This is a genomic window from Micromonospora sp. CNZ303, assembly GCF_004345505.1.
In genome coordinates this window covers 109,886-130,855 of the sequence record NZ_SLVT01000016.1, presented here as the reverse complement: position 1 = coordinate 130,855, position 20,970 = coordinate 109,886, and the positions used below count along the sequence as shown (strand labels likewise).

16 protein-coding genes are annotated in these 20,970 nt (G+C 74.1%); 7 read left to right on the top strand and 9 right to left on the bottom strand.

The genetic code is table 11. From position 1 onward, the window contains the following. Nucleotides 1–99 precede the first annotated feature (99 nt). Nucleotides 100–1,167 carry a DUF2855 family protein gene (locus tag EV374_RS23575; RefSeq protein ID WP_132238890.1) on the top strand — a complete coding sequence of 356 codons (1,068 nt, stop codon included), beginning with the start codon at nt 100–102 and terminating at the stop codon, nt 1,165–1,167. 49 nt (nt 1,168–1,216) lie between these two features. Here the strand turns inward: EV374_RS23575 and EV374_RS23570 are convergent, their stop codons facing one another. After that, entirely contained in the window at nt 1,217–1,861 is a 645-nt protein-coding gene (locus EV374_RS23570) for a response regulator transcription factor (protein WP_132238888.1), read from the bottom strand. 708 nt (nt 1,862–2,569) lie between these two features. Here EV374_RS23570 and EV374_RS23560 point away from each other — a divergent pair. Together EV374_RS23560 and EV374_RS23555 are read left to right on the top strand one after the other, a co-directional pair. Beyond that, entirely contained in the window at nt 2,570–4,330 is a 1,761-nt protein-coding gene (locus EV374_RS23560) for a substrate-binding and VWA domain-containing protein (RefSeq protein WP_132238886.1), read from the top strand. A gap of 207 nt (nt 4,331–4,537) precedes the next feature. Then, nucleotides 4,538–4,747 (top strand): hypothetical protein, encoded by a 210-nt coding sequence (locus EV374_RS23555; protein WP_132238884.1) that lies wholly within the window; start codon nt 4,538–4,540, stop codon nt 4,745–4,747. A 132-nt stretch (nt 4,748–4,879) separates the two neighbouring features. Here the strand turns inward: EV374_RS23555 and EV374_RS23550 are convergent, their stop codons facing one another. Both EV374_RS23550 and EV374_RS23545 read right to left on the bottom strand, forming a co-directional pair. Beyond that, nucleotides 4,880–5,671 (bottom strand): SDR family oxidoreductase, encoded by a 792-nt coding sequence (locus EV374_RS23550; protein WP_132238882.1) that lies wholly within the window; start codon nt 5,669–5,671, stop codon nt 4,880–4,882. After that, nucleotides 5,668–6,642 carry an LLM class F420-dependent oxidoreductase gene (locus EV374_RS23545; protein WP_132238956.1) on the bottom strand — a complete coding sequence of 325 codons (975 nt, stop codon included), beginning with the start codon at nt 6,640–6,642 and terminating at the stop codon, nt 5,668–5,670. Before EV374_RS23545 ends, EV374_RS23550 begins: the two co-directional genes overlap by 4 nt. Nucleotides 6,643–7,013: 371 nt before the next feature. Here EV374_RS23545 and EV374_RS23540 point away from each other — a divergent pair, with 371 nt between their 5' ends. After that, nucleotides 7,014–7,898, top strand: a complete 885-nt coding sequence (locus EV374_RS23540; RefSeq protein WP_132238880.1) for a DUF1028 domain-containing protein — start codon at nt 7,014–7,016, stop codon at nt 7,896–7,898. A gap of 46 nt (nt 7,899–7,944) precedes the next feature. Here the strand turns inward: EV374_RS23540 and EV374_RS23535 are convergent, their stop codons facing one another. Next, on the bottom strand, nt 7,945–8,613 hold the full coding sequence (locus EV374_RS23535; RefSeq protein WP_132238878.1) for a maleylpyruvate isomerase N-terminal domain-containing protein: 669 nt from the start codon (nt 8,611–8,613) through the stop codon (nt 7,945–7,947). 104 nt (nt 8,614–8,717) lie between these two features. Between EV374_RS23535 and EV374_RS23530 the strand changes: the two genes are divergently transcribed. Continuing rightward, on the top strand, nt 8,718–9,170 hold the full coding sequence (locus EV374_RS23530) for a YbhB/YbcL family Raf kinase inhibitor-like protein (RefSeq protein WP_132238876.1): 453 nt from the start codon (nt 8,718–8,720) through the stop codon (nt 9,168–9,170). Between the two features lie 4 nt (nt 9,171–9,174). On the opposite strand, the gene EV374_RS23525 is transcribed toward EV374_RS23530, so the two are convergent. Then, the gene (locus EV374_RS23525) at nt 9,175–10,062 is read right to left on the bottom strand and encodes a phosphatase PAP2 family protein (RefSeq protein WP_132238874.1); all 888 of its coding nucleotides are present in this window, start codon (nt 10,060–10,062) and stop codon (nt 9,175–9,177) included. An 84-nt stretch (nt 10,063–10,146) separates the two neighbouring features. Here EV374_RS23525 and EV374_RS23520 point away from each other — a divergent pair, with 84 nt between their 5' ends. Further along, nucleotides 10,147–10,839, top strand: a complete 693-nt coding sequence (locus tag EV374_RS23520; RefSeq protein WP_132238872.1) for a DUF3159 domain-containing protein — start codon at nt 10,147–10,149, stop codon at nt 10,837–10,839. Nucleotides 10,840–11,125: 286 nt separating this feature from the next. Here EV374_RS23520 and EV374_RS23515 read toward each other — a convergent pair whose 3' ends face one another. After that, the gene (locus EV374_RS23515; protein WP_207914492.1) at nt 11,126–14,017 is read right to left on the bottom strand and encodes a glycoside hydrolase family 48 protein; all 2,892 of its coding nucleotides are present in this window, start codon (nt 14,015–14,017) and stop codon (nt 11,126–11,128) included. 960 nt (nt 14,018–14,977) lie between these two features. Between EV374_RS23515 and EV374_RS23505 the strand changes: the two genes are divergently transcribed. Continuing rightward, nucleotides 14,978–16,396 (top strand): glycoside hydrolase family protein, encoded by a 1,419-nt coding sequence (locus EV374_RS23505; protein ID WP_486485917.1) that lies wholly within the window; start codon nt 14,978–14,980, stop codon nt 16,394–16,396. 98 nt (nt 16,397–16,494) lie between these two features. Here the strand turns inward: EV374_RS23505 and EV374_RS23500 are convergent, their stop codons facing one another. From EV374_RS23500 to EV374_RS23490, 3 genes are all read right to left on the bottom strand, one after another. Then, entirely contained in the window at nt 16,495–16,917 is a 423-nt protein-coding gene (locus EV374_RS23500) for a roadblock/LC7 domain-containing protein (protein ID WP_132238866.1), read from the bottom strand. Beyond that, nucleotides 16,914–19,427 carry a sensor histidine kinase gene (locus EV374_RS23495; RefSeq protein WP_486485916.1) on the bottom strand — a complete coding sequence of 838 codons (2,514 nt, stop codon included), beginning with the start codon at nt 19,425–19,427 and terminating at the stop codon, nt 16,914–16,916. The genes EV374_RS23500 and EV374_RS23495 overlap by 4 nt, the downstream gene beginning before the upstream one ends. A 131-nt stretch (nt 19,428–19,558) precedes the next feature. Continuing rightward, on the bottom strand, nt 19,559–20,938 hold the full coding sequence (locus EV374_RS23490; RefSeq protein ID WP_132238862.1) for an FGGY family carbohydrate kinase: 1,380 nt from the start codon (nt 20,936–20,938) through the stop codon (nt 19,559–19,561). Between the last annotated feature and the right edge of the window lie 32 nt (nt 20,939–20,970).

The following is a 20,970-nucleotide window of genomic DNA, read 5'->3' as shown; positions in this document are numbered from 1 at the left end:
ATCGCCGGGCGAAGTGTTTGCCCCGTCACCGGATCGCGAGTGGGATTTTGCACTCGCAGTGCACTTGTCTCGGTCTCCGGGGCTGCCTAGCGTCGGATCATGCCTGCTTCCTGGACCTTCGCCGTGGCCCGTGACGACCTGAGCCGGACCACCCTCGCCGAAGGCGTGACGCCCACCCTGGCCGACGGCGAGGCACTGCTGCGGGTGGACCGCGTCGGCCTGACCGCCAACAACGTGACCTACGCGGTGCTCGGCGACTCGATGCGGTACTGGGAGTTCTTCCCGCCCGGCCCCCGTGGGCTCGGCCCGCAGTGGGGACTCCCGCCACTGTGGGGCTTCGCCGAGGTGGTGGCGTCGACGGTCGACGGGGTCACCGCCGGGCAGCGGGTCTACGGCTACCTCCCGCCGGCGGGTCACCTCCTGCTGCGGCCGGACCGGGTGGACGCGTCCGGATTCCGCGACGCGAGCGGACACCGGGTCGACCTGCCCTCGCCGTACAACGTGTACCGGTCGACCACCGGCGACCCGGCGTACCGGGAGGACCAGGAGGACCTGCTGGTCCTCTTCCGGCCGCTGTTCTTCACCTCCTTCATGCTGGCCGACCAGGTCGTCGACAACGACTTCCACGGGGCGGCGACCCTGGTGCTGTCGTCGGCGTCCAGCAAGACCGCGTACGCCGCCGCGTTCGAGCTGCACGGCCGGGGCCCACGCCTGGTCGGGCTCACCTCCCCCGGCAACCTCGCGTTCACCCGGTCCCTCGGCTGCTACGACGACGTCCTCACCTACGACGACATCGCCGCCCTCGACGCCGTACCGACCGTCTATCTCGACCTGTCGGGGGCGCCCGCCATCCGCGCGGCCCTGCGGCGGCACCTCGGCGACCGGCTCGTACGGGACGTCGCGGTCGGGCTCACCACCCAGATCCCGAACGCCGACGCCGCCGACGAGGTGTTCTTCGCCCCGGTGCAGATGCGCAAGCGCCGCCGGGACTGGGGGCGCGACGGGCTCGACCAGCGGTTCGCCGACGCCTGGCGACGGTTCACGGGAGTCGTGGGCGGGTGGCTCGACGTCCGGGTCGACGCCGGCCCCGACGCCCTGGAGCGCGCCTGGCTGGAGGTGCTCGCCGGCCGGACGCCGCCCCGCGTGGGTCAGATCGTCCGGCTGTGAGCGAGCCCCGCGCGCAGCCTGGTCGGCACGGGCCGGCGACCCTGGGCGGCTAGGAGCCGAGGTGGTGCAGGATCGCGAGGACCCGGCGGCTGTAGCCGGTCACGTGGGAGAGGTCGAGCTTGTCGAAGATGGTGTTGATGTGTTTCTCGACCGCGCTCTGCGACACGTGCAGGCGCTCGGCGATGGCGGCGTTGGTGTGCCCCTGAGCCATGTGGTGCAGCACGTCGCGTTCCCGCGGGGTGAGGCGGTTGAGCGGGTCGCTGTGGCTCGTGGCGGACATGAGCTGCCGGACGACCTCGGGGTCGAGCGCCGTGGCACCGGCGGCGACGCGGTCGAGTGCGTCGAGGAAGTCCTCGACCTGGGCGACGCGGTCCTTCAGGACGTAGCCGACGCCTTCGGACCGGTCGGCGAGGAGCTTCGCGGCGTAGCGCTTCTCGACGTACTGGGACAGGACGAGCACGGCGACGTGGGGCCACCGGCGGCGGATCTCCAGCGCGGCCCGCAGTCCGTCGTCGGTGTTGGTGGGCGGCATGCGGACGTCGGTGACGACGACGTCGGGACGGTGCTCTTCGACGGCGGTGACGAGCTGGTCGGCGTCCGCGGCGGCGGCCAGCACCTGGTGTCCCTCGTCGGCGAGGAGGCGGACCAGCCCCTCGCGGAGCAGGGTGGAGTCTTCGGCGAGGACTGTGCGCACGGCAGCTCCGCTCGGATCGTCGTGGGGCCCCCGGGTGGGCTGTGCACGTCGAACCGGCCGTCGAGCGCGGCCACCCGGCGGGCGAGGCCCTGCAGGCCGCTGCCGTGCGGGTCGGCGCCGCCGACGCCGTCGTCGCGTAGGCGCATCTCGATCGTCGTCCCCCGCGCCTCGATGTCGTGAGGTCGACCGCCAGCCTCAGCGGGCCACCCGCAACCGCCGGGGTGCGGAAAACCGCACCCACGCCGACGGCCGTGGCAGACCCCGTCGCCGCCGACGAGGTGTTCTCCGCGCCGGTGCAGACGCGCAAGCGACCGGCTGCTGGCGGACGAGCCACTCACCGCCCTCGTGCGCGGCGAATCCACCGCCATCGTTACTTCGGTCGAACCGCGAGACGACACGACACGCCGAAGGCGAGCGGCTTTCGTGCCGCCGGGCCGTGGCACCATACCTCTGTCGTCCGTCGCCTCGGCGCGGCTCGTCAAGGATCCGGTGGAGTCGCAATGGCTGGGCTGACAGGGCAGCGATGCCGGGCACCACGCCGCCGGGTCCGGGTGATCCGCGCACGGCGGGCCCTGCCGGCTCATCGAACGGCCGGGCGTGGGCGGCCGAGGCGTCGTCCACCGGGGCAGGGATGGACACGGCTGGCGGGTAGCGGCCGACCCGGCAGGCCATCGCCGACGCCACCACCGCACCCCTTGGAGGGACCAGATGGTTTCAGGTCGACCGACTGCCCGACCGTGGCTGCCGTACGCCGCGGCCATCGTGGCCGGATCCGCGGTCATCGCGGCGGCCTACCTGGTCGTCCGGCCGGCGGCGGATGTCGGGTGCACGCCGCTGGAGGTCAGCGCGTCGATCGAGAAGGACGTGCTGCTCGGCGAGCTGGCGGAACGCTACAACAAGAGCGATCGGCGAGTCGGCGACCGGTGCGCCGTGGTGACCGTGCACGGCCTCGCCTCCGGTGCCTCGACGGACGCGCTGGCCGGCGACTGGGCGGCCAAGCAGCCCAACCTGCCACGGCCGCAGGTGTGGTTGCCGACGTCGAGCCTGTGGACCGGGCAGTTGACGTTGCTGGACGAGGCCGCCGGACGCCCGGCGCAGACCCCCGGCCGGTATCCGTCGATCGCGAACAGCCCGCTGGTGATCGCCATGCCGCAGTCGAAGGGGAAGCACCTCCAGCAACAGGGCCCACTCGGCTGGGGTGAGGTCCTGGGCTCGTCCGGGCGCACGGGCTGGGCCACCTTCGGTCGCCCCGACTGGGGGCGGTTCAGCTTCGGCAAGGTCAACCCGAACCTGTCCACCTCCGGGCTGGCGGCCACGATCGCGAGCTACTACGCGGCCATCAACCGGGCCAGCGACCTGACCGAGAGCGACATCGCGAACCCGGCGGTGACCCAGTTCGTCCGCCGCATCGAGGCCAACGTGTCCCACTACAGCGACGACATCGTGGACCTGTTGAAGGACCGCGCCGAGGCGGACCTGTCCAGCGCCGACACGGCGGCCCCGACGGACATGAGCGCAGTGGTGACGCAGGAGGAACTGGTCTACCAGTACAACGAGGGGAAGCTGAGCCCGACCCCGGGCGCGAAGCCGAGGGTCCCGCTGGTCGCGATATACCCGAAGGAGGGCACGTTCAACCTCGACCACCCGTACGTGGTGCTTCCCTCGGCCAGCCCGGAGCAACGTGACGCCGCCGCCGACTTCCTGGAGTTCCTCCAGGAGCCGCCGCAGCAGCAGAGCTTCAGCCGGCACGGGTTCCGCGACCACGAGCGCAACGCGGCCGGCCCGCTGATCGCCGCCGTCGGCGGGCGGGGGGCCGAGAACCTCACCTACTTCGACCCGCCGGATCCCGCCGTGGTCAAGGCGATCCTCACCGGCTGGAGCACGCTGCGGAAGAAAGCCAACATCCTCGTGGCCGTCGACACGTCCGGCTCGATGAACGCGAAGATCGGTGACCAGACCCGGTTCCAGGTGGCGACCAGGGCCGCCGCCAAAGGCTTCGGCCTCCTGAACTCCGAGGACAAGGTCGCGCTCTGGTCGTTCTCGTCCGAGACCCCACAGCGGCCGAGGTCGCCGTACAGCGAGGAGGTCCGCCTGTCGCCCTTCGACCAGAAGGCGCTCAGCAAAGAGATCAAGAATCTTCACGTCGAGGGCGGCACGGCGCTGTACGCCACCGTACGGGCGGCACACCGGCACATGCTCGACCACTACGACCAGTCCCGGATCAACGCGGTGGTCGTGCTGACCGACGGCACGAACGAGTACACCAAGGACAACAACCTCGCCCGGCTGCTGAAGGATGTCGCGTTGGATCCGGAGCGACCGATCAAGATCTTCTGCATCGCCTTCGACGAGAAGTCCGACTTCGGGACGCTGGACCGGATCGCCAAGGCGTCCGCGGGCAAGGCGTTCGACGCCCGCGACCCGGCGAAGATCGACGACGCGTTCGTCAAGCTGGTCAGCAGTTTCTAGCGGCGCTCAGGCGTGATCGACCGTCCCGGGCAGGAACCGCGGGTGCGAGCCGTGCGGAGGCGCCCTGCGTCAATCGCCGTCGCCGTCGCCGCCACAGCCCCCGATGTCGCCCGGGCTCGCCAGCCACAGCAGGCCGGCCGGGGTCGCGGCCTGAGTCGTCACGACCTGGTCGAGGACCAGTCGCCCCGCTACGCCGGTGATCCCGTCATGGTGACGGTCGACGGGCACGACTTCCGGGTGCGGGTACGGGCCGGGGAGCCGGGCACGTACGACTTCGACTGGCTCAGCGGGCCGCACGACTACGGCTTCGGCCTCTCCAGGGCTGCCGGCGCCCCGATGAGCCGGGCCGCGATGGAGGAGACCATCCGCGGCTTCCTCGCCGAGATCGACCCCGCTACCGGCTACCTGGCGGAGTGACGGCAACCGGCGGCAGCACGGACAACCCCGGTTCCTGGCGCTGCTGGGCGCGGTCCCGGGTCAACGAGCCCGGCCCCGCACGGCCGGACGCGGCCGTGACGCGGCAGAGGACCGCATCCGCGCGGCCGGGTCTCAGGATCGCAGGCGGCGGACGAGCTTGCGCAGGCCGGACTGCCAGCCGTCCGGGTCCTCCGCCTTGCGGCGGGCGTAGTCGGCGACCTCGGGGTGCGGGAGGATCAGGAAGCGCTCCTCGGCGATGCCGGCGACCGCCGCGTCGGCGACCTGGTCGGCGGTGAGCACCGCGCCGGAGGCGGCCACGACCCGCGCGCCCAGGTGACCGGCGGCCAGCCCGTCGGCGAGCATGGGCGTGTCCACGCCCTGCGGGCACAGCGCGCTGATCCGGACGCCCTGGTCCCGGTAGGTGACGGAGAGCCACTCGGCGAAGCCGACGGCGGCGTGCTTGGTGGTGGCGTACGGCGCGTCGCCGACCGAGGTCAGCACGCCCGCCGCCGAGCAGGTGTGCAGCAGGTAGCCGCCGCCCCGGGCGAGCATCGCCGGCAGCACCGCGCGGGCCGCGTAGACGTGGGAAAGCACGTTCACCCGCCAGGCACGGTCCCAGCCGGCGTCGTCGACCTCCATCCCGCCGCCGGAGGTGACGCCCGCGTTGGCGCAGAACAGGTCGATGCGCCCGTACCGCTGCTCGGTGTCGGCGACCAGCGCGCGGACCTGCTCCTCGTCGGTCACGTCCAGCCCGACGGCGTGGGCGACCGGGCCGAGGTCGTCGGCCACCGCGCGCGCCGCGTCGGCGTCGAGGTCGGCCACCACCACGGCGGCGGCGCCCTCGGCGGCGAAGCGGCGGGCCAGGGCGGCGCCGATGCCGCCGGCCCCACCGGTGATGATCACCACCCGGTCGGTGAGGTTCACCGCGACCCACCCCCACCCAGGCGCGTGATCAGGTCGCCCAGCGCCGCCGCGCCACCGGCGGCGAGTTCGGGGGTGGGCAGCAGGGCCAGCACCGGTACGTCCACGCCGGCGTCGGCGTAGCGGCGGACCTGCTCGTGGCAGTGCTCCGGCGAGCCGTGCAGCACCAACGCGTCGACCACGTCGTCGGGCACCGCCGCGCCGGCGCCGCGCCGGTCCCCGGCGGCCCAGGCCCGCCACATCGGCCCGAGCACCTCCTGGCGGCCGAGCCAGCGGTGGAACTCGGCGTACGCGGGGACGGTGAGGTAGCTGGTGATGAGCCGGCGGCCCAGGGCGCGGGCGTGCGCGGCGTCCTCGGTGGGGCAGACGAAGATCCGCGCGGCCACCTCGAAGCCGGGGCGCCGCTGGCCGACCTCGGCGAGGGCCCGGGGCACGTCGGTGGCGGCGAGCCAGTTGAGGATGACGCCGTCGGCCTCGGCGCCGGCCAGCCGCAGCATCCCCGGGCGCAGCGCGGCGAGCAGCACCGGCGGCGGCACGGCCGGCTTACGGTCCAGGGTGAAGCGGCGCACGGCGAAGGTGTCGTACTCCTCGTCGACGGTCTCCCCGGCCAGCGCCGCGCGCAGGAACCGCAGCACGTCGCGGGTGCGCCGGAACGGCTCCTCGAACGGCACGGCGTTCCAGTTGCCCACGACGACCGGCGAGGACACGCCGATGCCGAGCGCGAACCGGCCCGGGGCGGCGTCGGCCAGCGCCGCCGCGCTCATCGCCAGCAGCCCGGGGCCCCGGGTGAAGACCGGCGTGATCGCGGTGCCCAGGCGCAGCCGGGGCTGCCATGCGGCGGCGAGTGCCAGCGGGGTGAAGGCGTCCGCCCCGTTGACCTCCGAGGACCACACGTCGGTGAAGCCGGCCCGGTCGAGGGCCGCGTAGATCGCGGCGTGCTCGGCGAGCGGGATGCCGTCCAGCGGCACGGTCATGCCCCATCGCGTCGTCATCGGTCGATGGTGCCCGCTCGCCGGGCCGCGGAGCAAGATCCTGTGACTTTCCCGGATACCGCGAGCCCGCCACCCCCGGGTGGTACGACTGCCTGATGGGCCCCGAAGCGAGTGGAGGCCGCTGACCGATGGCCTCCAGCGGCAGGCGACACCTCACCCTCCACGCGAAGGACACGGGCAGGGCGGCCTTCCTGGAGCTGGGGTCGGCGGCCCTGGTCGTCGTCGTGTCGACCGGGGTCGCGCTCGCCGACGCCCTTCGGGCCAGGGGTCGCCCGGCCGGAGCCGGCGGCCCCACCGCCCTAACCATCGACACACGACGATCGACACCCGGTGCCGCGGGATAGTCTCCATGCGTGACCTTCTCGCTCGTCGCCCGCTCCGCCGACGGCCGCCAGCACGGCGTCGTCGTGGCCAGCCGGTTCCTGGCCGCCGGCGCGCTCGTGCCGGCCGCCGATGCCGAGGTCGGCGCGCTCGCCACCCAGGCGCACGTCAACCTCGCCTACCGTCCGCAGGGGCTGACGCTGCTGCGCACCGGGGTGGCCGCGGCCGACGTGGTGGCCGGGCTGGTCGCCGCCGACCCGGACCGGGACCACCGCCAGCTCGGCGTGGTGGCCGCCACCGGTGTGGGCGCCACCTGGACCGGGCCGAGCTGCCATCCCTGGGCCGGCGGCCAGGCCGGCGACGGCTGGGCGGCGCAGGGCAACATCCTGGTCGGCCCGCAGGTGATCGACGCGGTCCGGGACGCCTGGCTGGGCGGGGCCGCGCTGCCGTTCCCCGACCGGCTGCTGGCCGCGTTGCGCGCCGGGGACCGGGCCGGCGGGGACCGACGCGGCCGGCAGAGCGCCGGGCTGCTGGTGGTCGAGCGCGGCGGCGGATACGACGGCACCGGCGACGTGCTGGTCGACCTGCGGGTCGACGACCACCCCGATCCGGTGACCGAGCTGGGGCGGCTGCTCGCGGTGCACACCCTGCTCTTCGGCCGGCCCGACCCGGCCACCCTGCTCGACCTGACGGGCGCGGTCGCCGCCGAGGTCGGCGCGCTGCTGGGCGCGCTCGGTCATCCGGTCGACCCGGCGCGGCCGGAGGAGGCGCTCTTCTCCTGGGCCGGCCTGGAGAACCTGGAGGAGCGCCTGGTGCCGGGCCGGATCGATCCGGTCGTGCTGGACCACCTGCGCAGGGCCGCCCCGCACGTGCCCGCCCCACGCCCGGAGGCGGACCCGCTCGGCGCCGACGCCTGACCCGCCCGCCGGGCCGGGCCCGGTGCCGGCTCGGGGCCCGCCCGCCTCAGCCGCCGAAGGAGAGCCAGCGGAAGCCGGCGGCGTCGACGACGGCCCGCTCGCGGCCCGTGAGGCCGACCCGGCCGGTCGCCTTGCGGATCAGCGTGAGCCGGTCCCAGCCCAGCCCGGGCGGGACCGGCCGCCCGCCGGTGAGCAGGCCGGCGACGACCTCCGCCGCCGTCGGCGTCAGCCACGGCCGCCGCTCCAGCGCCGCCGCCAGGTCCAGGCCGTGCACGCCGACCTCCACCACGCGGGTACGCAGGAACTCGCCGAGCGCCATCGCGTCGCCGTGCCGGGTGCGCACCACCCGACCCGGTGGTGCGGCGTCGACGGCGTCGAGGGCGGCCCGCCAGGCCCGGTCGAAGTCGGCCACCAGGGCCGCCCCGTCGAGTTCCCGGGCCTCCCGCCGGCCGCTGTCGACGCGGGCGGCGTCCACGGACGGGGTGAACTTGGCGGCGCCGTAGTAGGCGGCGGCGTCGACCTCGGCGCGGGACGGGGCGGGCGCGGCGAGCATGTCGACCAGCCGGCCCGCGCCGGTGCGTACGTGGGCCAGCAGTTCGCGTACGGTCCACGGCCGGCAGTCGGTCGGCCGGTCGAGATCCGCCTCGTCGACGCCGCGCAGCACCTCGCCGAGGCGCTCGCACTCGTCCCGGAACGCCGCCCGTACGCTCTCCATGGTCCCCTCCCCCGTCCCGCCCGACCCTCTCACACCGGGGCGGCCGTTTCGGGGCCCGTCCGGCGGGTACGCGCGCGGCCGGGCCGACGGAAGGAGCGCCAGGGATGGCCGGGATCATGCTGCGCAGCACCGCGTTCAACGACCACGACATACTGCCGAGCCGCTTCTCGAAGGAGGGCGGCAATGTCTCGCCCCCGCTGGAGTGGGAGCGGGTGCCGGAGTCCGCCGCCGAGCTGGTGCTGCTCGTCGAGGACCCGGACGCGGGTAGGACGCCGTTCCTGCACTGGCTGGTCACCGGGATCGCGCCGAGCGCCGCCGGGGCACCGGAGGGCGGCGTGCCCCTGGGCGGCCGCGAATGGCCCAACGACTTCGGCACCACCGGGTGGGGTGGCCCGCACCCGCCCCAGGGCGACGATCCCCACCGGTACTTCTTCCGGCTCTACGCGCTGGACCGGCCGCTGGAGCTGCCCGGGACGCCGCGGGCGGACGAGGTGCACCGCCTGCTCGTCGAGCGGGACACCGCGAGCGGAACGATGGTCGGCACCTACTCCCGCTGAGCGGTCAGCCCTTGACCCGGGGCACCAGCCGGTGCACGGCGGCGAGCACCAGCGCCATGACCACGCCCATCGTGCCGGCGATCCCGGCGGCGCTGCCGGCGTAGCCGACGAGGAGGGGCCTGCGGGCCAGCTCGCTGGGCGGGGTGGCGCGCAGGTCGACCAGCCAGGAGAGGGCGAACCCGCAGGCCACCACCGCCAGTACGCCGCCGACGCCGAGCACCGTCGCGGCGACCCGGTGGGCGTCGGCCGACTCCACCTGCGCCTGTTCCCGCTGGGTGATCAGCAGCACCAGCCCGGCCAGCGCCGCCCAGACCCCGACCACCAGGAACGCGGCCACCGCGTCGCTGGGCCGGTGCCAGCCGGCGGAGAGGGTGGCCACCCCGGCGATCGCGGCGTAGCCGGCGCCGAGGAAGGCGCCAAGCACCCGCACCTTGCGCGGCAGGACGAGCACCAGGGCCACCGCCACCGAGGCGGCGACCGTGGCGTGCCCGCTGGGCAGGCTGTTGCCGGCGTAGATCCGTTCGGGGTCGATGCCGAAGTCGGGCCGGGCCAGGCCGTACTTGAGCAACTGGGTGGTGGCGTTGGCGCCGGCGATCAGGAGGGTGGCCGTGACGGCCAGGGCGATCCGGCCCCGGATCAGGGCGATGAAGCCGATCACCGCGGTCGCCGCCAGCAGCGAGACGACCGACATGGCGTTGAGGAGCCGGTTCACCGGCTCCTCGATGTGGTCCTGCCCGATCCGGTTGCCGGTCAGGGCGACGGTGTCGACCCACTGGCCGATCTCGACGTGCACGGCGACCCGCCACACGGCGATGAAGGCCGCCGCCTGGACGAGCGCCAGGACGACCAACCAGACCGCGGTCCAACCCCTCGGCGTCGTTCGCACCCGCACACCGTAGCGGCAGGCGCGGCCCGGTCGGCGGGTGGCCTGTCGCCCGGCTACGGCTAGGTTGGTGACGGACGTGAGGAGGGTGCGGTGACGCGTACACCGGAGGGTGCGCCGGCCCCGACGGACCGGCCGGAGACACTCGCGGACCTGCTCGGCGGGCGCCGGGGCGCGGTCGACGCCAGCCTGCCGCCGGTGGCGTTCGCCCTCGGTTGGCTGCTCGGCGGGCACTCGCTGTGGGGCGGGGTGGGCGCGGCCGTGGTCACCGGCGCCGCGCTGGCCGGCTGGCGGCTGCACCGGGGCGACCGGCCGCGTTCGGTGCTGATCGGGCTGCTGGCCGTCTGCGTGGCCGCGCTTGTCGCGTTGCGCACCGGTCGCGCCGAGGACTTCTTCCTCGTCCAGCTGCTGTCGAACGCGGCGAGCGCGCTGGCCTGGGTGGTCAGCATCGTGGTGCGCTGGCCGCTGCTCGGGACGGTGGTGGGCGTCGCGCTCGGCCAGCGGACCAGGTGGCGGCGGGATCCGGCGCTGCTGCGCGCGTACGGCCGGGGCAGCTGGGCATGGGCGGCGTCATACGTGCTGCGGGTGGCGGTGTTCCTGCCGCTGTGGCTCGGCGGTCAGGTGGTCGCGCTGACGGTGGCCCGGGTCGTGTTGTCCTGGCCGCTGGTGGCGGCGGTGCTCGCCGTGAGCTGGGTGGTGGTGCGCCGGTCGTTGCCGGCCGGTCACCCGGGGCTGCGCCACCCGGTCGTGCCGGCCCGTGCGCCGGTGGAGCCGGCGGGAAAGTAAGGGAGAGGCCGCCACGGGGGGAGCGGCCTCTCCGGTGACGTACGTTACTCCGTCCCGGCCCCATGCGTGATCCCGTGGTGGCCGGTTTTTCGGGCGTTTTCGCACCCGGTGCATATCCGGGTGCGGTGGGGTGGGCCGGCTGCCCCGCTGCGTCGGCCGGTTGACCGGCCCACCCCGGCCTGACCGTGGGAGTCAGGCCGTCCGCCGACCGGGCGTCTCCGTTCCCCCAGGCCCGCCCGGCCGGCCTCCGGGTGGGCGGGCCGCGCCACCCACCCGGAGGAGTCGGTCAGCCGTTGGGGAACAGCTTTCCGTAGTCGGCGTACGCCATGGCGACGTCCGCCTGGGCCCAGAACCGGTGGTACTTGAACTCCGGCTCGGGGCCGCCGTTCAGGTACGCCTGGACCTTCGGCCAGGCCGGGTCGTTCTTGTAGAAGGAGCGGATGTCGAGGAAGCTCTTGCCCGCGGCGATGGGGTCACCGTTGGCCATGGTCCCCGTCCAGCCCGGCGGCACGTAGAGGCCCTGCCCGGTGCTGGCGTCGTAGACGTCGTCGAAGCGGCGGTAGTCGCCGCGCTTCTCCACGGTGGAGACGCCCTGGGCGTCGCTGGCCGCGTGCAGCGCGTCCAGCAGCCCCTTGGCGGTGTTCTTCGCCGCCGCGTTGCCCGACTTCGCCGCGTACGCGATGAGGGTGCGGGCGTAGGCGGCGGCGATGCCGACGTCCTGGCCCTTGACCGTGACCTCGACGTGCAGGTTGGTGTTGGGCTGCGGGTTGGCCGGGTTCCAGGTGGTCGGCTGGCCGGTCCACTTCATGTCCGACGGGATCGACCAGTTGGTGCCCAGCGTGGTGTTGGCGATCGCCCACGGCACCCACTTGTCCAGCAGCGCCTTGGCCTTGGCGTTGCCGGTCTCCAGGTACAGCTCGGCGATGCGCTGCATGGACCATGCCTGCATGCCGAACCACTGGTTCGACGGCGGGTCGTTGTAGACCGGGTCGACGTCGTAGAACATGCCGTAGAAGGTCGACGTGCCGGCCGGCGGCTGGCCGTAGTGGCCGCCCCAGCTGTTGGTGGCGCCGCCGGCGATGCCGCCCTCGGCGGACTGGAGCCAGGTGTAGAACTCCAGCTGCCGCTCCAGGCTCTTGGTCCAGTCGGCGACCGCGGTCGGCGACTTGGGCTTGAGCTCGTTGATGTTGGTCAGCGCCCAGGCCGCGAACGGGTTCTGGTAGCCGAAGTGGTTGTGGCTGGAGCCGATCCGCCACGACCAGTTCTGGTTCGGCTCGTACGCGCCGCCCCAGGCGTAGTACCAGGACATCAGGTAGTGCGCCGAGTCCTTGCCGGTGCCGGCCGGGCAGGTGGCGGCCCCGACGCAGTTGCCGATCTTCTTGAAGTACTTGTCGAACATGGCGTAGCGCAGGTAGTCGCCCATCTTGGCGGCCTTGGCCACGGTGGCCGCCACGTCGGCCTCCTTGCCCTGCTCCTTGGCCCAGGTAAGGGCCCAGTACGCGGCCTGCACGGCGCGGGCGTCGGCGTCGGGGGCGTTGGTGTACTTCCACTGCTTCGCCGGCGCGTTCGCCTCCTTGACGAACAGGTCGAGGTAGCCGTTGCGGCCGCCGTGGGCGAAGGTGTCACAGGACGGCTGCGGCACGGTCTCCCACACCGACTCCTGGGTGCCCCGCTGGAAGGTGTTGATGTACGCCGGCCGGGTGGTGCCGTCGCCGCAGCGGCCGTAGCCGTAGGTGTTGTCCACGTCGAGCAGCCAGTGCATGCCGTAGATGTCACCGGTGCCGTAGGTGTTCTGCAGCTCCGAGCGCAGCGGGTCCTGGCCGACCGGCACGTTCGGCTCCAGCTGCGACGGGTACTGGCTGGGCAGGTCGTGCTCGGCGGCGTACTGCGCGGTGCCGGCCGCGCCCGCGGTGGGCTGGTCGGCGTGCGACGGGATGATGTACTTCTCCATGACGTTCCAGGAGTTGTTGAACGGCGCCCAGTTCTGGGTCACCCGCCCGTACTGGGCCTCCAGCCAGAGCCAGAAGCTGAACGCCTCGGAGGTCGTCTCGTGCCCGTGGTCGGGCGCCTCGACGATCAGCGTCTCGATCGAGTGGTACGGCACGCCCTCGGGGCTGAAGTAGCCCGAGTTCTTGATCTTGCCGTACTGGTCGAGGAACCGCTTGACGTAGGTGTTGTCCCCGCCGCCGGTGTCGTTGTCGATCTCGGTGGCGGTGATCGCCAGCGGCGCGTAGCCGGTGGCCGAGGCGGTGACGGTGGCGGTGCCGCCGAGCGTGTCCGCGTCCTCGGCCGCCGCGACGGTCACGTTCACCCCGGTGTTCCAGTTGCTCGGGGTCAGCGTCACCGAGGCCGGCGAGACGGTGATGTCGGTGTCGCCGGTGCGGGACAGCGAGACCGGCACGTTGGCCGTCGGCGCGGCGCTGAGCTTGAGGTTGACCGTCGAGCTGCCGCCCTCGGTCACGCTCACCGCCGACGGGGTGGCGACCAGCACCGGCCCGGACGCCGCCGTGACGGTGAAGGCCTTCTCCGCGGTGGCGGTCAGGTTCGCGTTGTCGTACGCCTTGGCCTGCACGGTGTACGCGCCGGCGGGCAGGTCCTCCAGCGTGTAGCCGTACGGGGCGGTGGTGTCGGTGTTGACCAGCAGGCCGTTGCGGTAGAACTCGACCTTGCTGATCGTCCCGTCCGGGTCGCTGGCGGTGGCGCTCAGCGGCACGTCGGCGGGGGCCTCGAAGGGGCCGGCCGGCACGTTCAGCGCGACCGTCGGCGGCTGCTGCTGCGTGCCGCCACAGGTGACGCCGTTGACCGAGAAGGACGTCGGCTTCGGGTTGGTGCCGCCGTGCGAGCCGTTGAAGCCGATGCTGGTCGAGGCGCCGGTGCCGAGGTTGCCGTTGTAGGACTCGTTGGTGGCCGTGACCTGGTTGCCGGTCTGGCTCCACTTGGCCGACCAGCCCTGGGTAACCCGCTGGTCGCCGGGGAAGGCGAACTTCAGCGTCCAGCCGTTGATCGGGTCGCCGAGGTTCTTGAGGGTGACGTTGGCGGTGAAGCCGTTGTTCCAGTCGCTGGTCGCGTAGACCACGTCGCAGGCGGGGGCGGCCTGTGCGGCGCCGGCCGGCAGGGTCACCCCGCCGACGGCGAGCGCGGCGGCGGCGACCATCGCCAGGCGGCGACGTCTTGCCAGATTTCTCATGTGCGCGGTGTCTCCTCGGACCTGGCCGGGGACGAAGGGCCCCGGCGGGGCGCCCTCCCGCGAACGGGGAATTCGGGGGCACCCGGGATGGTGGTCGCCCCGGCCCGGGGCCGGGGTACGGCGGGCGGCGCCCCCTGCGGGGCGGCTGCTCCACCGACTGCGTCGGATGCCGTACCGGAGACACCGGCTGCCCTCGGCGACCCACGCTTGCGCGATCTGGCTCCGCGTCGCGGTGGCGACAGTGTGCCATGCATGGAAGCGCTCCCACAATGGCCGGGGGCGCACCGAAGCAGCAACATGTTTCGATCTCGTTTTGGGGCTTTCACAAAGCCGTGACGGGCGTTACAGTCGCAGCATCGGTCGATGGGAGCGCTTCCATCGACGGAGATCCAATTAAAAGATCACCCGGAGTCCGTCCACGACGGACCCCGGGGACTCAGCCCGAGGGCTGACGGCGGGCCAGCCCGGACACCGCCGTCAGCCGTTCCCACCGACATGGAGGGAGGTGGATCCTCTAGCCACTCGCGTGGCCCGGCTCCCGCGCGACACGCACGACAGGACGCCAATTCCGCCCGTGCGTGTGCAGCAATGGTGGGGACGGGGGTTGCCCTCCCCCGTCCCCACACACTAAACCTCCCGCCACGGCGGGAAAAGAGGCCGACGGGACTGGCCGTGTCGCCGTTCCGACCGGCCTCGTCCGCTGTCCGCCCGTACCGCCCGGTCGACGCCCCGCGCCCCGGCGCCCCGCGTCCCGCGGCCGGCCACCCGAGCGCCGGCGCCACCGCGCGCCACCGCTCCCGCACCGCCGCCACGGGCGCAGCACGCACGCACCCTCCGCCGTCCCCGATCGCCCTTCGCCCGGCCGGGCGGACGCGACCGGCCGGCGGCTCCTGCCCTATGCTGGGAGCGCTCCCGGCCCGGCGGTGGCCACGCAGACCATGAGGAGAACCGATGTCGATGCCCACCCCGCGCCCGCCCCAGGGCGCCGCGCTCTCCGCCACCGCCCCCGCCGCCACGACCGGCCCCGCGCCGCGCGCCGACGAGACGCCGTCGGCCGGCCTGCGCTTCCCGCCGGGCTTCGGCTGGGGGGCGGCCACCTCCGCCTACCAGATCGAGGGCGCGGCCAAGGAGGACGGCCGGGGCGAGTCGATCTGGGACACGTTCAGCCACACGCCGGGCCGCACCCGCAACGGCGACACCGGCGACGTCGCCGCCGACCACTACCACCGGTACGCCGAGGACCTGGACCTGATGCGCGACATCGGGCTGGACAGCTACCGGTTCTCCATCTCCTGGCCGCGCGTACAGGCCGACGGCACCGGCGCGCCCAACCAGCGCGGGCTCGACTTCTACCGCCGTCTCGTCGACGGGCTGCACGAGCGGGGCATCGCGCCGATGGCGACGCTGTTCCACTGGGACCTGCCGCAGTCCCTCCAGGACGCCGGTGGCTGGGAGTCGCGCGACGTCGCCCACCGGTTCGCCGACTACGCCGAGATCGTCTTCCGCGCGTTCGGCGACCGGGTGCCGGTGTGGCTGACCGTCAACGAGCCGAAGACGGTGGTGCAGAACGGCTACCTCGAAGGTCACCACGCCCCGGGCCGGCAGGACCCGGACGCCGCGTACCTGGTCGCCCACCACCTCCACCTGGCCCACGGACTCGCCGTGGCGGCGTTCCGCGCCACCGGCTCCGGCCGGATCGGCCCGGCGCTCAACCTGCACCCCTGCTACCCGGCCGACGACTCGCCCGAGGCCGCCCGGGCCGCCCGGCTCTACGACGGCTACGAGAACCGCCTCTACCTCGACCCGATCCTCACCGGCCAGTACCCGCAGGACGTGCTGGACGACCTCGGCCCCGACAGCCGGCTGGTCCGCGGCATCCGCGACGGCGACCTGGCGACCATCGCCGCGCCGGTCGACCTGCTCGCCGTGCAGTACTACACGCCCTACTACGTCACCGGCGACGGCGCGACGGTCGGGCGCTGGCCCACCTCACAGGCCTCCTGGCAGCAGATCCACCCCGACGGGATGTACGACATCCTGACCCGGGTGACCCGCGACTACGGCCCGATCCCGCTGACCGTCACCGAGAACGGCCTGCCCACCCCGGACACCCTCGACGCCGACGGCACGGTCGACGACGCCGGCCGGGTCACCTTCCTGCGCGACCACCTCGCCGCCGTGCACCGGGCCATGGCCGCCGGTGTGCCGCTGGAGAGCTACCACGTGTGGTCCCTGCTCGACAACTTCGAGTGGGACGCGGGCTACGACGAGCGCTGGGGCCTGGTCCACGTGGACTACCAGACCCAGCAGCGCGTGCTCAAGCGCAGCGCGCACTGGTACCGCCAGGTCATCGCCGCCAACGGACTCTGACCGCCCGGCATCCGCCACCCCGGCGCCGCTCGGCGGCGCCGGGGTGGACGCCGTCGGCGCGCCCGCCGGGTGGACGCCGGGCGGGCGCGCCGACCCGGTCAGCGGGGCAGGGCCTGCTGGAGTTCCGCCCGCAGCGCCGGGGTGAGCATCTCCCCCGCCTGCTTGGCCAGCCGCGCCATCTCGTAGCCGACCACACCGATGTCGGCCTCCGCCCCGGCCAGCGTGGCCAGGATGGAACCGTCACGCACCTGCATGACCAGGAAGTAGCCGCGCCCCATCTCGACGACCGTCTGCTTGACGACGTCCCCGTCGAACATCTGCGCCGCGCCCGCGGTGATGCTCATCAGTCCCGAGGTCACGGCCGCGAGCTTGTCGGCGTGGTCCCGGGGCAGGTGGTCGGAGATGGCGACCAGCAGGCCGTCGGAGGAGACCACGATGGCGTGCACCACCCCCGGCACCCGCTCCGCGAACCCGCTGACCAGCCAGCTCAGGTCGCGGGCCTCCCGGCTCAACGTCGTCATCGCTGTCCCCCTTCGGTGCGTACGCCGCCCGGCGGCATGGAAATCTCCGTGGTGTCCTCGGCCTCGGCCCGCCGTACCCCGCTGTAGAACCGGGACAGCATCCCCCCGACCGCCTCCGGGTCCGGGTCGTGGCGTACCGCCGGCTGCTCCGGCCGGGCCGGCCGGGTGACGGCGGAGAGCTGCGCCATCGGCACCCGGACGGGCAGGCCGCGGTCGTTGGTCCCGCCGGTGACCGGCACGGCCGGCGGCGTGGGCGAGGCCCCCGGCACCGGACCGGGCGACGGCCCCTGCCGGGACCACCAGCCCCCGCCGGTCGACGCGGGCGGCCGGGCCGCAGGGGCGAGCACGTCCTCGGCCCGCACCGGGACCGACCGGGCCTGCCGGGGCGGGGCCTCGGCCCGCCGCCCGGCCGCCGGCAGCTCGCCCGCCGGTCGCACCCCGCCCCACGCCGGCGGCCGCCCGGCCACCGGCAACCCATCGGGCGGCGCCCCGTCCCACGCCGTGGCGGCCAGCATCCGGGCCGTGACGGGCGCCTCCCGCTCGGGCGCCGGTGCCAGCAGGCCACCGGGCAGCCGTACCCGGGCGACGAGGCCCCCCTCGCCGCCGGCCAGGCGCACCTCGACGCGGAGCCGGGCGGCCAGGTGGCTGACCACGAACAGGCCCATCCGCTCGACCGTCGCCACGTCGGCGGCCGGCGGGGTGGCCAGGACGGCGTTCGCCTCGGCCAACGCCGCCGGGCTCATGCCGAGCCCCCGGTCGGTGATCTCGATGACCGCGCCGGCGCCCTCGGCCCGGGCGGTGACCGCCACGACCGTGTCGGGACGGGAGAACGAGGTGGCGTTCTCCAGCAGCTCGGCGAGGATGTGGACCAGCTCGCCGACGGCGTGGCCGACGACGTGCAGGTCGGCGACCGCCCCGTGCCGGACCCGCTGGTACTGCTCGATCTCGGCGCTGGCGGCGAGCAGCATCGCGCCGAGCGCCGCCGGCCGGTTCCACCGGCGGGTCGCCTCGGTCCCGGCGAGCACCAGCAGGCTGTCGTCGTTGCGCCGCATGCGGGCGGCCAGGTGGTCGAGCTTGAAGAGGTTCTCCAGCTGGTCCGGATCGCTCTCCTCGCGCTCCAGCTCGTCGAGCAGCTCCAACTGGCGCTCCACGAGCACCTGGCTGCGCCGGGCGAGGTTGACGAACATCGCGTTGACATTGCGCCGGGTGGTCGCCTGCTCGACCGCGACGTTGACCGCGCTGCGGTGCACCGCGACGAACGCCTCCGCCAGCTCGCCGATCTCGTCGAGCGAACGGACCACCGCCGGCGGGACCTCGATTTCCGGGACGCCCCCGGTCACGGTACGCAGCCGGTCCAGGGCGTCCGGCAGCTCCAGCTGGGCGATCCGCAGCGCCTGGCCGCGCAGCAGCCGCATCGACCGGGCCATGGACCGGCCGACGAGGACGGAGATGAGCAGGGCTACCAGCAGCACCGCGAGGATGCTGCCGACGACCAGCAGCGTGGCCCGCAGCTGCGTCGCGCTCACGTCGTCGGCCTGCCGTACGGCGTCGTCGAGCACCGACGCCTCGATGCGGCGGAGCAGCTCCTGACGCTGCTCGCCGGCCGCCCACCACTGCGGCGCCGGCAGCACGCTCGGCGCGGCGGCCCCGGTCACCAGGCTCTGCTCCTCCAACCGGGTTGCCGTCATGAACCCCGGATCCGTCGAGGTCTCGTCGTAGCGGCGGACCTGCTCGGCGGTGGCGGCGACCCGGAACGCGCCCAGGGCGGTCAACTGCTGGGCGCGCAGGTCGGTCAGGACCACCTGGTCCTCCACGCCGTACCGGCCGGCGCGGGCGGCCTCGTAGAGCTGGGCCCGGACCCGTGAGGAGAGCTCCTTGACCCGGGCGAGCTGCACGTAGCGCAGCACCGCGTCGCTGAGCGCGGGCCGGTCCTCGCCCGGCGAGGGCTCGGCGAGCAGGCGCAGCAGCGCGTCGACGACCCGGTGGTAGTTGCTCAGGATGGTGTCGCTGCCCAGCACCGCCGGGGGGATCGCGGCCCGGATGTAGACGACCTGGTCGTAGGCCTCCAGCACCTCCGAGTAGGCGACCCGCCAGGAGGCGTCGGCGTCGGCCAGCGGCCCGGCGGCCCGGCGCAGGTCGCGCAGCGCCTGGTCGGTGGCGGCCTGCAAGGGCCTCAGCACCACGATCGCCGCGTCCCGGTCGGCGCCCGCGCCGCCTCGGCGCAGCTCGCCCAGCTCACCGGCGGCCCGGTCGCGTTCCTGCTGGAGCTGGTGCACCAGCGCGACGATCTCCCGGCCGATGCCGACCTGCCGGGCGAAGTCGCCCAACGCGGTCGTCCGCCCGACGAGGGTGTGGGTCTGTACGCCGGCCAGCACCAGGAACGCGACCGACGGGATGACCAGCACGGTGACGAGCTTGGTGCGCATCCGCCAGTCCCGCAGCCGGAACGGGGAGCGGCGACGGTGGGGCACGACCCGGACGTCGAACCGACGCCGACGGTGCTGCGACACCCCGTCGTCGGACGGTTCCGGACCTGCCCCCACACCTACCCCCTCCCTGTCCCGCGTCCGCCGCGACCGGGGAGCGGAGTCCATCCAACCAGGCCCGCTAGCCGTGTCAACGGGGCGGGCTGAGGTGCTACTCAGGAGGGTGAGGCGGTCTCGTCCGTCCGGACGATGGCGGCGAGCCGGGAGGCGTCACCGATGCGGCCCAGGGCCACCAGCGCCGCGCCGCTCGCCCCGACCTCCGGGTTGCGCCCGTACCACACCGGCCGGGGCGCGAGCGCCGCCGCGAACGACGAACGCCACCAGCTGGAGGCCGCCACCGCTCCCCCGCCGAGCACCACCTCGACCGACTCGTCCACGGTGGACTCCAGCACGACGAGGTCGCCGACGACCATGTCGCACAGGCCCCTCATCAGCCCCGCCAGGATCTCCACCGCGGTGGTGCCGAAGCTCAGGCCACCCAGCGCGCCCGAGCCGGCCGGGGACATCCCGGGCGGCCGGTCCCCACCGAAGCGGACGTTCACCGGCAGGGTCCTGTCGTGCGGCACCCGGGCCAGGGCCGCCTCCAGCTCGCTGCCCCCGGGCAGCCGCAGCTCCCGGTCGGCCCAGGCGAAGAGGTTGCCGCCGGAGGAGTACGCGGCGCCGGTCACCACGTGGTCGTGGTCGACCCGGTAGCGCCAGAGCTCCTCGGGCAGCGGCGGCATGGCCTGCCCCGCCGGGACGCGCTGCACCAGCCGCACCGCCGCCGACGTGCCGACCGTCACCGCGACCCGGCCCGGCTCGACGCAGCCCGAGCCGACGTTCGACGCCGCGCCGTCGCCCACCGGACCGGCCCAGGGCGCGTCGGCGAGCTGCGGCCAACGCCGCGCGTACGCCGGCCGCAGCCGGCCGCGCCACCCGGCCGGGGCCAGCTCGGGCAGCTCCTCGGCGTGACTGCCCGCCAGCGCGCACGCCTCGGCGTCCCAGTCCAGCGTCCGCAGGTCGAGCAGGCCCGTGCCGGAGGCCTGGGAGATCGACATGGGCGCCGAGCCGAGCAGCTCGCCCAGCACGTACTCGGCCAGGCCGGCGAACCGGGCGACCCGACCGCCGGTGTGTTCCCGCAGCCAGGGCAGCCGGACCGACCAGTAGCAGCGGTGCCACCACGTGCCGGTGCGCCGGTGGAAGTCGACCGGGTCGGCCGGGCCGGCCACCCCGGCGGGCACCTCGGGACGGGTGTCCAGCCAGGTCAGCACCGGCCCGAGGGGCGCGCCGTCGGCGCCGAGCGGGACCACCGAGTGCCACTGCCCGGACGTCGCCACCAGCGACACGTCGCGCAGGTGGCCGGCGGCGGCCAGCTCGTCCAGGCACGCCACCAGGCAGGCCAGGTAGCCGGGGCCGTCCAGCGTGCCGGTGCCGTCGTCGTGCGCGACGAGGCTCACCTTGCGCCGGGCCAGCGCGCCGGGCAGCGGGCGGGCGTCCGTGTCCAGCACGAGTCCGCGTACCGAGGAGGTGCCCAGGTCGAGCGCGAGAATGTTCATCGCGGGTCAAGTTACCCGGTGCGGCTCGCCAC